We start from the raw sequence: 15734 nt of genomic DNA on the forward strand, positions 1-15734 counted from the left end.
TTTTTAACTCCATCTTTTTACTATTATGTGATTAAGTCACCTCTTCACGTTTGTATGATTTTAAAAAATGGATGTATTCAGTTTTATAGCCTATGCAAGCAGGTAAATGGGCAACAGAGCTAATGCTGTATTTAATAGGAGTCTCTGAGGATACACCATTTAATGCTTGGGTATTAACAAAGCAGTAATCGATGCCAAAATCTCTTGCTCCATAACCGTCATTAATAATGGAGTCGCCTACCATTAACATCGAATGCTTCTCAATAGATTGTTTGCGCCTGTTCGAAATTTCCTGAACGGCAATATTAAAAATTTCTACATTGGGTTTTGCTACACCGACCTCATCAGAAACAATATAACAATCAAACCAATCATTTAACTGCAGCCGATGCTGTTTTTTTCCCTGAACTTCGACAAAACCATTAGTAATAATACCTAAAATATGTCCTTTTTGATGTAAAAACTCAATGGCGGTTTTCACATTAGGTATCCAATGAGCATGGATACAAAGGTTGATATCGTACTCATTTGCTACCTCTTCCGCAGATGCAGTGCACGAAAGTTTTTGATTTAATTGCACAAATCGTAGCAATCTCACTTCGCTAGGCCTGAGTGTGTTTTCTTTAGCCCCAACGTGGCTCCATAGATGATTGTTAATTTCCTTATAAATCTGCTCAAAAATAGCGTATTCAATTGTGGAGTAAAATTTTTTATAAATATTTTTTAAACCCATCCGTTGGGAATAAGCAAAATCGATTAGCGTATCATCGAGGTCAAATAAAATAACTTGATAGGGCATTTATGAGTCCCGTTGTTCAATTTATATCCAAAAACGCAAGTACCAATTCACTATATAATGGCCCCAAAATAAAGAAATGAGTCCGCTTATGCATAAAAAAGGGCCGAAAGGAATCGTGGTATCTTTGGATTTATCGTGTAAACGTAAATACAATAGGCCAATAATTGTACCACTAATTGAAGAAAGAAGGAGAATTAATGGTAAAAATATCCAACCAAACCAAGCTCCAAATGCAGCAAACAATTTAAAATCGCCATTGCCCATACCAATTTTACCCGTGAATAAATAAAATATTTTAATAAACATCCATAATCCCATATAAGCTCCTGCAGCACTTAGTACCGCTTGAGGCAAAGGAGTGAACAGATTTTCGGTATTTGCAATAAGGCCTATCCATAATAAACTTAAAGTGAGGCAGTCAGGTAAAATTTGATGATCTAAGTCAATGAAAATTAAGCAAATTAAAATCCAAATCGCAATCAACGCAAAAATCAATTGTACCGTGAAACCAAAATGCCAACTCGCATATAATGACAGGAGCATTGTGATTAATTCAATTAAAGGATAGCGAATAGAAATAGGGGCTTTGCATTGGTAGCAGCGTCCACGTAAAAACAAATAACTTAAAATTGGAATATTTTGCCAAGCCTTAACTGTTGTGTTACACGATGGGCAAAATGATCTTGGAAAAAATAAATTAATTGGTTGTTGCGTGTCTTCCTTGATTCCAATCAAATCATTGTATTGCTGCTTCCATTCTCCTTCCAACATAATAGGCAGGCGGTAAATAATAACATTAAGTAAACTGCCCACCGCAAGCGAAAATAGAGCGATTGCAGTGTACATAAACCAAATATGATTCGTGATGAGGTCGTTTATCATTCAATGATCCTGCTGAAAAATGTAAGTATTTATATTGCCGTTCCCAGTTTAAAGATAGGCAGATACATTGCAACGACAAGTCCGCCTACCAAGATACCTAAAATACTCATAATAACAGGTTCTAATAAACTGCTGAGTGAGTCGACTGCGTTATCAACATCTTCTTCATAAAAATCAGCAACCTTACTTAACATTTTCTCTAATGAACCTGATTCCTCACCAATTGAAACCATCTGGACCACCATATTTGGAAATAATTGGGTATTCTCCATCGCCTTATTCATTTGTTGACCTGTAGATACCTCTTCCCTAATTGTGTCAGTGGCTTTAGCAAAAATAATGTTTCCTGTAGCGCCTGCTACAGATTTAAGTGCCTCAACTAGAGGCAAGCCAGCAGCAAAAGTAATTGATAGCGTCCTTGCAAAACGAGCGATCGCAGCTTTCTCAATAATAGGACCTATTACAGGTAGTTTTAACAACGTTTTATCAACACTTTGCGCAAATTGAGGCGAGTGTTTTAATGCATAAATAAACGCATATATACCACCAGCCAAGGCTCCAAAAATTAAATACCAATAGGATTGGACAAATTTTGACATACTCACAACTGCTTGAGTCATAGCAGGCAACTCCGCGCCAAAGCCCTTAAATAAAGACTCAAATTGTGGGACAACGAACATAAGTAAGCCAATTGTAACGATGAAAGCAACAACCATTACCGCCATAGGATAGGTTAAAGCTTTTTTAATTTTCTTTTTTATTGTTTCTATTTTTTCTTTATACGTAGCGATCTTATCCAACATAATATCAAGAGAGCCTGATTTTTCACCAGCTTCCACTAAATTGCAGAATAAATCATTAAAATGTGCAGGATATTTCTTCAGTGCCTCAGAAAGTGTTAATCCTGTTTCAACATCACTTTTAATATGTTCAATTAATTCTTTAAACCGTTTATTCGATTGTCCTTTCGCAACGATATCAAAGGATTGCACTAAAGGTATCCCAGATTCAATCATTGTCGCTAATTGACGACTAAATACCGTAATATCTCCAGACTTCACTTTTTTGCTCTTTAAACTGACAAGAGGTGCACGTTTTTTAGCAATTTTATTAACGGTAATTCCTTGTCTGCGCAACTCAACTTTAGCTAAAGCAAGACTTCTGGCTTCAATATCCCCATTTATTTTTTGAGCCGCTTTATTAACGCCTGTGTAATGAAAGGTTAAAGTAGTATTGGCATTTTTTTTCATTTTTTCGTGGTTAATCAACGGTTACCCGATTGACTTCCTCTATAGTGGTAATGCCTTGTTTCACTTTCTCAAGCCCCGATTGATAAATAGTAATCATTCCTTCTTCTTTGGCAATTCTTAATATATCCAAAGAATTTCCTCCCGACATGATGATTTGACCCAGTTTTTTAGTCATAGGCAATACCTCAAACAATCCTATTCTCCCACGGTATCCATTGGTACACTTGGCGCATCCTCCAGCTTTATATAATTTAATTTCCTTTAAATCAGCTTCTGCAAAGCCTAATTCCAACAAACCCGGTTTGTTGAAATCATCTCTTAAGACTTTACAATGTTCACATAGTTTTCGGGCTAAGCGTTGTGCGATAATAAGCGTTACTGAGCTTGCGACATTAAAGGTTGCGAGTCCCATATTGACCAAACGGTTTAATGTATCAGCAGCGCTATTCGTATGTAACGTTGAGAGTACCAAATGTCCTGTTTGTGCGGCTTTAACTGCTATTTCAGCTGTTTCCAAATCACGTATTTCCCCAACCATTATGATGTCAGGGTCTTGCCGTAAAAATGACCGTAATGCATTGGAAAAAGTGAGTCCCGCTTTGGGATTGATATTAACCTGATTGATTCCTGGTACTTTAATTTCAACAGGGTCTTCAGCAGTGGAAATATTTACTTCTTTAGTATTGAGGATATTCAATGCAGTGTATAAGGTCACGGTTTTACCACTGCCTGTTGGTCCAGTGACCAGGATCATTCCTTGGGGACGTTCAATTGCATGGACAAATTGTTCTTTTTGAAGTGAACTGAAACCTAAGGCTTCAATACCCAATTTTGCTGAACCTGGATCTAATATCCGCATCACGACTTTTTCACCTGAAGTAGTAGGGCAGGTGCTTACACGAAAATCAATGGATCGGGTTTTGGATATTTTCATCTTAAAACCACCATCTTGTGGAATTCGTCTTTCTGAAATATCCAGACTGGACATGATTTTTATTCGTGCGGTAATGCGTGTGGATAAGCTTCCAGGAGGCGTTGCGATTTCATGCAAAATACCATCTTGTCGATACCGTATACGATATTCTTTTTCATAGGGTTCAAAATGGATGTCTGAAGCTCCTTGTTTAATCGCATCAAGAAGTATTTTATTAACGAATTTAACTATAGGAGCATCTTCTGTTATTGAGGGAGCAATACTTGTTTCATGGTCTTCTTCCTCATTAATAATAATTCCATCAAATTCAGTAGTATCCCCAACAAATTCAGATAAGCCCTGAGTTTCTTGTACTGTAAGTAAATGATCAATTAATGTGCTAAGTTTATCTGCTTCAACTATAATTGCATGGGTATTGAGTCCGGTATGGAATTGGATTTCTTTTAAAGAAGCTTGTTTGCTTGGGTCTTCTGTTGCAAGATATAAATTATTTCCACGATAAAATAAAGGAACCATGGAGTGGCGACGAATTAGCTTTTCATTGACCAAATTGATAGGTATGGAATCGATATCAATACAGTCCAAATCAAGCATAGGAACGCCGAAATTATGTGCTGCTGTAAATGCAATTTGTGTGGCTGATAAAATGTTATTTTTGACAAGGTATTGAACTAAGGATATTTTTTCCGCGGAAGCATTCTTGCAGAATTCAAGCGCCTCTGTTTTATCCAAAAGCTTTTCAAGAACAAACAACTGTCCTATCCCATGTAATTTGAATTCATTGCTTCCTAACATAAGTTCCAATCAGCTTTTGAGCATAATAGTAACTATAGTTAATCTAATGCATAAAATCACGTGTTTTATGCACATCAGAATTTCTATCGTGTTATTTTTTCATTTTAGACCGAAGGGGTTTATGTAATACAATGATCTCAAATTCTTTTATTTAGAAATTCTAAGCTATTTAAACTCAAAAAATGGATTGTATGTATGTGAAACTCGTTGTATTGTAGTTTAATTCAGGATTAACTATTTTAAAGGTATTATTTTGTTGATTGAACGGCAATTAAAACAATATCGCGCCCTGAATAAATGGTTTCAATCGCCCCTGGGGCTTTTTGCTGCGCATGAATTTTTAGTTAATCTTGAACTTGAAAGCAAGAATCTACATGGCAAGACACTGCTGCAATTAGGTAATTGCGGTGATAATATTTGGTTAAAAAAATTTAATTATGTCCATAAATGGATTGCATCTCCTTTTTCTTTAGCCAATAAAATTCACATTAAATGTGCTTTAAACCAACTTCCACTGGATCGCAACAGTGTGGATTGTATTGTAGCCCCCCTCACATTGGAACCTTTTGCTAACAGTTTTAGTTTGATTGACGAGATCGATCGCGTTCTTAATCCCATGGGTTTTGTTATTTTGTTAAGCATTAATCCCTGGAGTCTTTGGGGAGGAGCAATGAAAATCGGGCTGTTGCATTGCTATAGTGATCAAAAGGTTAAAATGCGTACTCCCTTCAATTTAAATCGAATCTTTTTGCAAAGAGGTTATAGACAGCATTCTCTTAGCAGTTTTTGCTATATACCTCCAGTAAATAATTCATCATTAATTAAAAAATTTACTTTTCTGGATGAAATAGGCAAGATGCTTTGGCCTTTTCCTTCTGGTTTTTACTGTTACATTGCCCAAAAGTATCAAATTATAGAACCCAACCTGAACATTAACCCCGATGAGTCAATAAAAGATTATGAAGCGCCATTGCAACCGGTTATTTTTTCTTCTCAAAGCCATGAACTGCATTCATCCGATAAAATAAAAAATAATAGATATTAGGGTTTGTCTTCAATTCACTAGTTTGAGTCAATCTCGCCTGATTTTCGAGTACCGAAGTAGAGGAGCACATCAAATCAGGATGTTTTCCCCACGATTGTTCTTACTGATCCTTGGGTTTGAATGTCATATCAAATGGATTAGGGCTTTTAACTTCTGTTAACGAGGGAGATTCTATTTCAACAGTAGCTGATGATCGGGTTCGTTCGGTAACGGTTTTATCAAAGCCGGCTAAGCCATCCATTAAGGCTTTTTGGCTTGGGCTGCCGAATTGTTCTTGATTCATATCTTCTTTTATGGTGTTACCAATCGCTTTTTGGCTTCCTTCATAAAGCTGACCATTCCCCGGAGAAAATACATAGTCGTCTTTAGGTGTAAAAATAATATCGCTCACAAATGAAGAACTAATAGGTGTCATTCCGCCACAACAAAATTGTTTACAGTTCATCGCTTCCTGTTCATAAAATTGCTCTTTTTGTTTTTTACTCACAAAAGAAAGAATAGGTGGGAATTCCATGAGCAAGGCTTCACGTTGCTTTTTAAGCGATTCATCATTTTCTTTATCAAGACATTCTGACCTAAAGCGATTAACTAATGGAGATTCTTGCAAACCGGGAACCAGATTTTGAAAAAAAATCATTTTACCTAATTGGATAGGAGCTTGTTCCTGTTTATTTTGTGACATGATACATTTCCTCATTAACTAAATTTGAACAGGGTATGAATACCAACAAACCCTAATAGTTTAAAGATTAGCATTTATGACATGAAATGCGAGTTATAAAGCAATTCATACCAATTTAATTTGAATAGATACCCATTGTTTTTGTATACTTTGTTTCGCCATAAGAACAGGTTTAATTTTATGAATAAAAAAACGATATTCAGAATCACTTTTGCCAATCAAGAAGCAATTTATGAGATTTATGCACGTTCTGTCAAAGAAAGTGATATTTTTGGATTTCTCGAAGTTGAAGAACTGGTGTTTGGTGAGCAAACTGCATTGGTTGTAGATCCCTCTGAAGAGCGATTAAAGCTTGAGTTTAATGGAGTAAAGCGGACATTTATTCCCATGCATTCAATATACCGTATTGATGAAGTCACAAAACAAGGAACAGCTAAAGTAAAAGATAATCCGGGCTATGGAAGTAAAGTTAGTCCTTTTCCTGGAACAGGAAAAATAAAAGATTAAATGAATGTTCCCCTATAACCCACTCCTTAGTCCCGAGGATTTACAATGACTATTCCAGATAAAATCAAAGAAGTTTACGAAAAATCAACTTGCTTGTTTACTACTAATGAAGTTGAAGCCGCTCTTGATCGAATGGCAATTAATATACATAAGGAATTGCAAGATCAAAATCCAGTACTTGTCTGTGTAATGGTAGGGGGCTTAGTCCTTCTAGGTAATTTACTACCCCGCTTGGACTTTCCATTGGAAGTAGACTATGTCCACGCAACTCGTTATCGAGGTGATATCACAGGTGGAGAGATTGTTTGGAAAGTGAAGCCGTCAGCTAATTTGAAAGGAAGAACGGTTCTTGTTGTCGATGATATCCTGGATGGAGGTGTTACATTGGCAGCTATTATTGATGCTATGAAAACTTTGGGAGCAGAAAAGGTATACAGCGCTGTTTTGGTTGATAAATATCGAAAACGTGTTCCTAACGGATTGCGGAAAGCTGATTTTGTAGGTTTACAAGTAGAAGATCATTATATATTTGGTTATGGAATGGACTACAACGAATATTTAAGAAATGCACCAGGTATTTTTGTGGTGCATCCTGAGCATGAATAGTACAGTTATTTTTATTTATCCCCACCGCCTACGTGCCGCGACTTGTTCGCGGCATCCATGAGATGGTCAAAGTTAAAAATAAACCTAAGATATTACTCTAATCTATGCCATGTTCCTATATTTGGCTGCCTATGTAATCAGCGCAACTTAAGTGATATCATCATATTGAGTCCAATATGCTACTCAAAACAAGGAAGCGAGATGAAATCATTTTACATCTATATTATGGCAAGTTGGCAGAATGGTACACTATATGCCGGTTCAGCTTCAGATTTAATTTAACATAATTCCAGGATTTACAGCCAAGTATTACATAAATTGGTTTATTATATGGAGTTCATGAAACCTATGTAGAAGCTGCTCAGCGTGAAAAACTTTTCCAAAATTGTTGCAGGCAGTAGAAGTTAAATTTGATTGGGGATCTTAATCCAGAATGGGTGATCTATATGAAGAGATTTGCCGTTGAGTAAGAGAGGCTGGATGCCGCGAACACAAGTCGCGCCACGTAGGATGGGGATGAAATTGTCAACACGATGAAATGGATTTGATTTTGATGAGTATGCAAGGAGCTTAGAATGCGATCTGTAGTGGTTACTGGTGTTTCATCAGGAATTGGATATGCCATTGCAAAGGAATTGATTGTGCATGGCATTCAAGTTTTCGGCAGTGTGCGTAATCAAAAAGATGCACTCCGTGTAACTTATGAACTCGGCCCACTTTTTTCTCCTCTTATTTTTGATATAACTGATGAAATTGCAGTGAGACGTGCAGCACAAGAAGTAGGTGAAAAATTACAGGGAAAAACACTATGGGGATTGGTTAATAATGCAGGGGTTGCTGTTGTAGGTCCATTAATGGAAGTGCCGATTGAGGAATTTCGTCGTCAATTTGAGGTAAATGTTATTGGACAAATTCAGGTAACCCAAGCTTTTTTACCCTTGCTTGGCGCGGATAAGAATCTGAAAGGCTCCCCAGGGAAAATCATTAATATAGGTTCTGTTTCGGGTAAAATCTGTAAACCATTTTTTGGTCCCTATTCCATTTCAAAACATGGCTTAGAAGCATTCTCAGATACGTTACGCATTGAATTGATGATGTACGGCATTGATGTAGTGCTTGTTGGCCCAGGAATGGTTAATACAGAGATTTGGCATAAGAATGAGGATCAAGTGAGTGAGGAGAAACTGCGTCAATCAGTTTATATGAAGTCTCTACTTAAATTTAAAAGTTATATTTACTATAAGGTTGCTCAATCTGCTTTACCCGCAAAAAAAGTAGGAGAACTTGTATATCTGATCTTATCTCATCCTCATCCCAAAACACGTTATGTTCTAGTTCCTAATCTCTTCTCCGACTGGATACTACCGAGGTTATTGCCCAAACGTTTTTTGAATAAGAAAATAGCAAAAGCACTTGGTTTTTTAACAAAGAAATCAAATGATAGTAAATCCCTCCTTTAATATTTTTATCAGTCGATTATAAATATGATCTAAATAGAATTGCCGATTCGTTGGCGAAACGTTTAACATGTAATTGAGCGTTATGCCGAAAAAGGTGACGGACTTTTTATTTTTGCTATCATTGTCCATTTAAATACTTAATTTGGATGTATTTCATGAAACTGGCTTTTTTTATTAGTAGTGCTGGGGATACGGATTTAGCATTAAGCTCGATTAAAGCGATAGAGGCTCATGGTCAACATGAGATTCTTCTAATTTCATTAACTAAAACAGCCCAAGATCGTATAGCGAGTTTTAATTCGACATTAAAGACGACTAAGATAACATTGCCAGAGCTACTTGCCGATGAAAACAAATCTTTAACGGAGGGTTCTTGTAGTAAAGAACAGCTCGATAACCTAAGGAAATATTTACAAAAGGAAAAGATTGATCAAGTCTATTGCGGCATCCCGTCGGTAAGCAGTAACATTCCGTTCCAAATCGCTGCAGCACTAGAAGATATTCCTGTACTTATGGCTTATGAATTTATGTTTAAGCCTGATAATCATAAGTTATGGGATCATTTATCTACTTTAAAGAACAGATCTAACATCCGGTGGGTATTGCCATTAAGCCAAGCAGCAATTGATTTTGGAGTTATAGACAAAAGTAAATTGCACATTATTGGACATCTGAGTATTGATAATGCTTTTGCAGTCAAACCTCCAGCAGCTGCAAGTGATGAAGAATTGGCAAAAATCTTAAAAGCAGAACAAGATAGGTCAGGTAAAACAAGAAAAAACTTGCAAATTGCTGAAGACAAATCTTTTGCTTTTGTAAGCAGTACTACCCAACCTGTTTCTGTTGATAGTACTTTTTTAAATTGTGTACTCGATGCACTCCCCCAGCATCCCAATATTGATGTTCGTCTTGGCCTTCATCCCGGCATTGAAAATCTTGATGCTTATTTAACTGAACTACTTGCAGTTTATAAAGAACATCAAGATGCATGTAAGAATCAATTTAAAATTATTTTAACTGATGACTTATTTGTAAAACTTAAAAAGCCAGAGTTAACAGCTACTAATGCGGAGTTTAAACACGTATTTATACGGGTGAATGTCAGTGGTAATGAGGCGTCTGCAGCAGCCGATCGTGTTGCCCAGGCTGTACCTGGCGCTTTATTAAATCAAGGCATATTGGAAGGAAAACCTGCTTACACTCACTTTGGAAAAGCTTATCTCCCAGAAAAGTATTTTTCACGCAATATGGCGGCTTTTTTTACCGAAAAACGGCAGGAAGCACGGAGTAAAGAAGAACTGGGTTTGAGTAAGAAGACTGCTTCAGAGTGTTGCGCCGAGGTTCTTTTAAAATTATAGGGACATCAAAAAAACAATATCGATTCATAAACTTGGAACCTAGAGAAAAAAGGGATAGGGTTCTGTGCAGTTCTTAACCTGACCTCTTTATTTTTTATTGTTAATAATCAGTTAATTAAATTTTACATTCTAGCTTTTTTGGTATATTTTGGGAAATGGAAAAATCTTCAAACTCAGATTTTTTCAATGCTGTAGTTTTCCCAATTAATCATGGTAAAGAAAGGAAACAACAACATGAAATACCCTCTGCTGGGTTTGATCTCATTTATAACAATAACGCAGGGAGTTATTGCCCAGCCAGTTAAAATGGCGGCAATGGCACAACCAACAGCATGTATTACTTCGCAATTTAGTGCTATCGGCGATCAGCATTGGAAAACAGTCACTTTGAAGTTGACCAATAACTGCAGCCAGGCGGTAGATTTCCAAAATTCGACGATTACATTTAAAAGCAAAACGTCGATTTCCACATCATTTTGGGGTGATTTTTCGCCGTTATCTTATCCCGATAATGCTTTAAATATTGCCTCGCAGCTACAAACTGATGGCGCTTTTTTGGCGACATTTACTTTACATTTTCCATCTTATCCTGGCGCCAATTCTAAATTACCGGTAGGTAGTTCATTTCAAATCAAATACGGTGTCAGTTCGGATAACCACATAGAGAGTAGCGTTAATGTTTACACGGGCTCAGTGATTGAATCAGGTATTCTAATCCTTAATAATGCTTCTTCCAAACCCGCGAATGTTTCCCAAAATTATGCTTTGGTTCATTTATCATTCAATGGGCAGATAATTAATAATATACAATTACCCTGGGCTACGGCGACAACGCTTACAGGATTGGCTGCTGGTAATTATTCACTTGCTCCAGAGAGTGTCTCTGGAAGTAATGGTGATATTTATCAGGGTAGTGCCGTTCCAAGTACGTTTACTCTAACCGCGAATCAAACGGTGAATGCTGCAGTAAATTACACCTTGATGCAGTCGACTGGAAAATTAGCAATTAATTTACAGGCTTTACCTAGCGAACTGTCCGGTTATGGGAGTAATCCAACCGCTTTGATTACACAGAGCCAAACTGGTAGCTCCGTGACGCAGCCCTTAACCTGGAATACATTAACTACAGTTCCTCATTTAAAAGAGGGAGAAGCTTATACTTTTTCCACACCATCAATCAATTATAATGGCTATAACTGTGTTCCCAGTTTTTCACCAACAAGTCTCGTCGCCAGTTCTGCAACAACCCCAAGCACGAATTTAACTTATCAGTGCGTTCAGGTGGTTCAAGATACGGTTACTATTAACGTTAGTGGTGCACCAGCTCATTTAAATACTTTGACGGTCGTCATGACACCTAATGATGGTTCCAATGTTATTTCTAAGGTGATTGATTTAAATAATGGCAATGGGTCAAGTACCGTGCAGTTAACCGATGGGGTTATTTATACATTTGCTGCTGAGGCGGTTAGTGGGTATTCCATTAACTTTTCTCCACAGCCGTTGACTGCAACAGCCAGTGCCGTAGAAACAATTACCATGGTACCGATCGATGCCAATACACCGGTAGGCTTGAATGGACAATTAACTGTTTGTGGCACCAAATTATGTAATGAACATGGCACTGCCATTCAATTAAAAGGAATGAGTACTCATGGTTTACAATGGTTTGCCCAATGTGCCACTCCTGCTTCCTTGGATTTCTTAACCAATAATTTTAAAGCAAATGTAATCCGGCTCTCTTTATATGTTCAGGAAGGGGGATATGAGACTAACCCGACTAAATTCACCAATGATGTCAGTCAATTGATTGATGAAGCATCTGAACGTGGCGTTTATGTCATCGTTGATTGGCATATATTAAACCCCGGCGATCCTAATTATAATTTGAACTCGGCTAAAAAATTCTTTACAGATATTGCTAGCATCCATAAGAATAAAAATAATATTCTTTATGAAATTGCCAATGAACCTAATGGAGTAGGGTGGAATACCATTAAAAGTTATGCCAATGAAATTATTCCTGTAATTAGGGCAATTGATCCCAAAGCGCCCATCATTATCGGTACACGTGGATGGAGTTCTCTTGGTGTGTCGGATGGCAGCTCTTATCAGGAAATAGTTAATAATCCAGTGCAGTTCTCTAACATCATGTATGCATTCCATTTTTATGCAGCGTCACACCGCGAGAATTATCTGAATGCTTTAGATAGTGCATCACAGGTATTACCGATTTTCGTTACAGAATTCGGTACTCAAACATATACAGGAGACGGAGCTAATGATTTCGTTATGTCAGATCGTTATATGCAACTGATGGCAGTTAAAAAGATTAGCTGGGCTAACTGGAACTATTCAGATGACTTCCGTTCCGGGGCTATTTGGAAAACCAACACGTGTGCTAGTGGTGCATGGGTTGACAGCAACTTAAAACCGGCTGGCGTATATATTAAAGGTCAAATTCAGACATCCCCTGCCCATCAAGGAATGCTGGAACCCGGGAGGGGAAGAGCACGATAGGGTAGGCAGATGAAAGGATGTAGAATGAATCTTAATGCAGGCCGTTAAGTTGTTAGTGAACGCATACGCTTTGCTCGAACGAGCAAAGCGTATGTTAAACAGGAGCTTACGGCCTTTTTAATCACTCAAGTTTTGTTCATCTTGTGTCAGCGAAAATCATAGTTTTTAATAGCAAGAATTAGTTTTTTCTTCTTTTTTATCCAAAATTTCTGAATCTGTCAGAGAAAGAGTTCCAAAGAACATTTGTTGCATGAGAAGAGGTCGATCAAGCTTCCTCTTCTCTAACTCCTTTTTTGCCATGTTTCTCACATCAGCAGTTGCGGCATTTGTACTCATAAATTCCAATTGGCTTAACATCAGCTTTTGTCTTTTCTCATCATATTTATCCCAACTATTGAATTTTTCTGTCAAATTCGCAGCCAACGTTGGATTGATTTTTTCTAATTTCAGAATTGCATCGACAATTAACTGATATCCTTTTCCTGATATAGAATGGAATCCGTAAGGATTTTTAATGAATGTTCCTAATAAAGCATTCACCTTATTGGGATTAGACAAATCAAAGGCAGGATGTAGCATTAATTGTTTTACTAATTCCACTACATGTTCTGAATGGGCTGCTGCCTGAACACTAAACCAATAATTAACAGCGCTTGGATCGTTTTGCCAAAGCTCATAAAATGATGCCAATAATCTACCTGATTGACTGCAGTTATTACTTAGCAACAGGTTGAGTGCTGAGATGCAGTCAGTCATATTTTTACCTAATGAGTTAGCGAATTGCTCAATTAACTGTTGCTCCGTTTTTTCGGACTGTATCGAAACCAAAAAAGCGTGACAAACTTGTCTTAAACGTCGTGCACCCGCAGACAAGATATCAAACGACTTAAAAGGGGAACTCTGAGATATAGGCAGTGTATCCAGATTTTTTTGTATGCGCACAAGATCTTCTTTTAATTCTTTAGCTAGTTGATTTTGAATCAATTGACGTGCTTCTGCTATTTTTTCAAAATCCTGATTTTGCATACTGGAAAATAAGACCTCTTCTGATGGTATGGCTATGAGTTCGGCAAGTAACCAATAGTTTAAAGAAGAATTTTTCTCATTAAGTATACTTCGGTATACGTTAAAAAACTCATGCGTAAGGGTCATACTCTTCCCTGAACAATAATCCTTGACCTTTTGGGTGATCAGTTTATTTGCTGCTTCGCAGCGGTTATAGATATTACTATCATGTTGCATTAGTAGCAGTAATTGTTCTGCATTGTATGCAAAATCAAGAGTTACAGGAGCAGAAAAACTACGTAATAAAGAAGGGACAGGACGTGTATCAACATGATCAAAATGAAACTCCATGTTCGATTTATCAACCATTATCATGGTATCGCCTTGAATCTCCTGACCTTTATTATTCAGTAATCCAACAACAATGGGTATGGGTCTTTCTTTTCTGTCTATAGTTTTAAACTTTAAAGTATAACGTTTTGCTTCTGCATCATATTCATCAGTAACTGTTATTTGTGGAATACCAGATTCAGTAAACCAATATAAAAAGGAACTCATATCGTTTTTTGTTGATTTACTTAATGACCGCAATACATCTTCTAAAGTTACTGCGCCGCCATCATTCTCTTTTAGAAATTGGTGCATTCCCCTATAGAACGCTTCTTCACCAAGGAAAAGCATCATCATACGAAAAATATCCGCACTTTTTTCATAGGCTGCAGGTGTATAAAGGCTTCTAACATTGGTATAGGTATCTTGTCGTGGAGCACGTTCATCAAGGTTTTTACCATCCAGTATCCGAATTAAATCAGTACCAAATAAACGTTCACGAAACATTGCAGCCCTAAATGTGGTTAATCCTTCTTTAAAGGGCAAGTTAAACCATTCTCGAATCGTAACGCGATCACCTGACCAATAATGAAAGTATTCATGGGCAACCACTTCCAAAACTCGTAAAAAATCAGTATCAGTCCGGGTTTCAGGGGTAGTAAATAAGTTTGCAGTATTGAATAAATTTAAGCCTGTCGGCTCAGAAGCACCTGAGGCATACTTATCAACACCGGCTACCATATGCTGGGGCAGCTCACATTCGAGGTCAAAGGTTTCCTCTTCCCAACGCATCGCCTCTTTTAAAACTTCTTTAGCGAAATCACATTTTGCTGTCGCTGCAGGAGGGACATAAAATTCAATTGGCAATTCACGTTTTGAACGTGTTTTGAAATAAGCTACTGATTTTTGCAGCTTTCCAGCAACTAATGCAAATAGATAACTGGGTTTAGGAACTTTATCTACCCAGGTTACAGAGTGAAGTCCTTCACCTAGATCGTTTTGCTCAGCTAGTGAACCATTGGAAAGTAATACAGGGTAGTCTTCTTTTTTAGCAATAATTGTTGTTTTGTAGGTAGCTAAATTATCAGGACGGTCATGGCAGTAGAGAACGCGGCGAAGTCCTTCAGTTTCAGCTTTCACCAAAATGGTTCCTTCTGTTTCGTATAAACCAAATAAATCGGTGTTTTCACCCAAACGGGTTGTTGTTTCGAGTGTAAACGCCCGATCCTGAGGAAGATTTTTGATAATTAAAGAATCTTTTGTTATTTCGTATTCTTCTAGAGATAGCTTTTTGCCATCGAGTGAAATGGATTCTAATATCATATTTTCGCCATCCAATTCCAAATCAGTAGAATAAGATTTGGATTTTGGATTGGGTTTAATAGTCAATAAAGCTTTTGATTGAACAGGTTTTTTAGAAAGGTCTATTTCCAAATCAATATGCTCAATCAGATAATCAAGAATCTTATAATCACTTAACCTAAATATCCCTGAATGGTTTTTCATGAAAACTCCCTAATTCATGCATGATTAAGAAGCAACAATATAAGATCAAAATGTT

At 37.2% G+C, this 15734-nt stretch carries 12 protein-coding genes; 6 read left to right on the forward strand and 6 right to left on the reverse strand.

Features of this window, described 5'->3' with window-relative positions:
- Nucleotides 1-31: 31 nt before the first annotated feature.
- Genes FOLKNPGA_RS09215 through pilB form a run of 4 tightly spaced genes read right to left on the reverse strand, consistent with a single transcriptional unit; the run spans nucleotide 32 to nucleotide 4660 of the window.
- Entirely contained in the window at nucleotides 32-799 is a 768-nt protein-coding gene (locus tag FOLKNPGA_RS09215; RefSeq protein ID WP_182349639.1) for an HAD family hydrolase, read from the reverse strand.
- A gap of 21 nt (nucleotides 800-820) precedes the next feature.
- Nucleotides 821-1681, reverse strand: coding sequence for an A24 family peptidase (locus FOLKNPGA_RS09220; RefSeq protein WP_182349640.1), 861 nt, complete (start codon nucleotides 1679-1681; stop codon nucleotides 821-823).
- Between the two features lie 29 nt (nucleotides 1682-1710).
- Nucleotides 1711-2931 (reverse strand): type II secretion system F family protein, encoded by a 1221-nt coding sequence (locus FOLKNPGA_RS09225; RefSeq protein WP_182349641.1) that lies wholly within the window; start codon nucleotides 2929-2931, stop codon nucleotides 1711-1713.
- Between the two features lie 10 nt (nucleotides 2932-2941).
- Nucleotides 2942-4660 carry a type IV-A pilus assembly ATPase PilB gene (pilB, locus tag FOLKNPGA_RS09230; protein WP_182349642.1) on the reverse strand — a complete coding sequence of 573 codons (1719 nt, stop codon included), beginning with the start codon at nucleotides 4658-4660 and terminating at the stop codon, nucleotides 2942-2944.
- Nucleotides 4661-4913: 253 nt separating this feature from the next.
- On the opposite strand from pilB, the gene FOLKNPGA_RS09235 reads away from it, so the two are divergent.
- Nucleotides 4914-5705, forward strand: a complete 792-nt coding sequence (locus FOLKNPGA_RS09235) for a methyltransferase domain-containing protein (RefSeq protein ID WP_182349643.1) — start codon at nucleotides 4914-4916, stop codon at nucleotides 5703-5705.
- A 100-nt stretch (nucleotides 5706-5805) separates the two neighbouring features.
- Here the strand turns inward: FOLKNPGA_RS09235 and FOLKNPGA_RS09240 are convergent, their stop codons facing one another.
- On the reverse strand, nucleotides 5806-6387 hold the full coding sequence (locus FOLKNPGA_RS09240; protein ID WP_182349644.1) for a hypothetical protein: 582 nt from the start codon (nucleotides 6385-6387) through the stop codon (nucleotides 5806-5808).
- A 180-nt stretch (nucleotides 6388-6567) separates the two neighbouring features.
- Here FOLKNPGA_RS09240 and FOLKNPGA_RS09245 point away from each other — a divergent pair, with 180 nt between their 5' ends.
- The 5 genes from FOLKNPGA_RS09245 to FOLKNPGA_RS18805 all read left to right on the forward strand — a co-directional run bounded on the left by FOLKNPGA_RS09245 (nucleotide 6568) and on the right by FOLKNPGA_RS18805 (nucleotide 12838).
- Nucleotides 6568-6894, forward strand: coding sequence for a DUF1820 family protein (locus tag FOLKNPGA_RS09245; protein WP_182349645.1), 327 nt, complete (start codon nucleotides 6568-6570; stop codon nucleotides 6892-6894).
- A gap of 45 nt (nucleotides 6895-6939) precedes the next feature.
- Nucleotides 6940-7500, forward strand: coding sequence for a hypoxanthine-guanine phosphoribosyltransferase (locus FOLKNPGA_RS09250; protein ID WP_182349646.1), 561 nt, complete (start codon nucleotides 6940-6942; stop codon nucleotides 7498-7500).
- A 575-nt stretch (nucleotides 7501-8075) separates the two neighbouring features.
- Nucleotides 8076-8960, forward strand: coding sequence for an SDR family oxidoreductase (locus FOLKNPGA_RS09255; protein ID WP_182349647.1), 885 nt, complete (start codon nucleotides 8076-8078; stop codon nucleotides 8958-8960).
- Nucleotides 8961-9115: 155 nt separating this feature from the next.
- Nucleotides 9116-10318, forward strand: a complete 1203-nt coding sequence (locus tag FOLKNPGA_RS09260; protein WP_182349648.1) for a hypothetical protein — start codon at nucleotides 9116-9118, stop codon at nucleotides 10316-10318.
- Nucleotides 10319-10552: 234 nt separating this feature from the next.
- The gene (locus FOLKNPGA_RS18805; RefSeq protein ID WP_220471035.1) at nucleotides 10553-12838 is read left to right on the forward strand and encodes a glycoside hydrolase family 5 protein; all 2286 of its coding nucleotides are present in this window, start codon (nucleotides 10553-10555) and stop codon (nucleotides 12836-12838) included.
- Nucleotides 12839-13003: 165 nt separating this feature from the next.
- Here the strand turns inward: FOLKNPGA_RS18805 and pepN are convergent, their stop codons facing one another.
- Nucleotides 13004-15679: an aminopeptidase N gene (gene pepN, locus FOLKNPGA_RS09270; RefSeq protein ID WP_182349649.1), complete on the reverse strand. Its 2676-nt coding sequence runs from the start codon at nucleotides 15677-15679 to the stop codon at nucleotides 13004-13006.
- Between the last annotated feature and the right edge of the window lie 55 nt (nucleotides 15680-15734).

This window comes from Legionella sp. PC1000 (assembly GCF_014109805.1).
In the GTDB taxonomy this organism is placed as follows: Bacteria; Pseudomonadota; Gammaproteobacteria; order Legionellales; family Legionellaceae; genus Legionella; species Legionella resiliens.

What these genes read in the sequence shown, in the direction of transcription:
- FOLKNPGA_RS09250 (WP_182349646.1), top strand. Translation starts at nt 6,940, where the DNA reads ATGACTATTCCAGATAAAATCAAAGAAGTTTACGAAAAATCAACTTGC.
- FOLKNPGA_RS09260 (WP_182349648.1), top strand. Translation starts at nt 9,116, where the DNA reads ATGAAACTGGCTTTTTTTATTAGTAGTGCTGGGGATACGGATTTAGCA.
- FOLKNPGA_RS09245 (WP_182349645.1), top strand. Translation starts at nt 6,568, where the DNA reads ATGAATAAAAAAACGATATTCAGAATCACTTTTGCCAATCAAGAAGCA.
- pilB (WP_182349642.1), bottom strand. Translation starts at nt 4,660, where the DNA reads ATGTTAGGAAGCAATGAATTCAAATTACATGGGATAGGACAGTTGTTT.
- pepN (WP_182349649.1), bottom strand. Translation starts at nt 15,679, where the DNA reads ATGAAAAACCATTCAGGGATATTTAGGTTAAGTGATTATAAGATTCTT.
- FOLKNPGA_RS09225 (WP_182349641.1), bottom strand. Translation starts at nt 2,931, where the DNA reads ATGAAAAAAAATGCCAATACTACTTTAACCTTTCATTACACAGGCGTT.
- FOLKNPGA_RS09240 (WP_182349644.1), bottom strand. Translation starts at nt 6,387, where the DNA reads ATGTCACAAAATAAACAGGAACAAGCTCCTATCCAATTAGGTAAAATG.
- FOLKNPGA_RS09215 (WP_182349639.1), bottom strand. Translation starts at nt 799, where the DNA reads ATGCCCTATCAAGTTATTTTATTTGACCTCGATGATACGCTAATCGAT.
- FOLKNPGA_RS09220 (WP_182349640.1), bottom strand. Translation starts at nt 1,681, where the DNA reads ATGATAAACGACCTCATCACGAATCATATTTGGTTTATGTACACTGCA.
- FOLKNPGA_RS09255 (WP_182349647.1), top strand. Translation starts at nt 8,076, where the DNA reads ATGCGATCTGTAGTGGTTACTGGTGTTTCATCAGGAATTGGATATGCC.
- FOLKNPGA_RS18805 (WP_220471035.1), top strand. Translation starts at nt 10,553, where the DNA reads ATGAAATACCCTCTGCTGGGTTTGATCTCATTTATAACAATAACGCAG.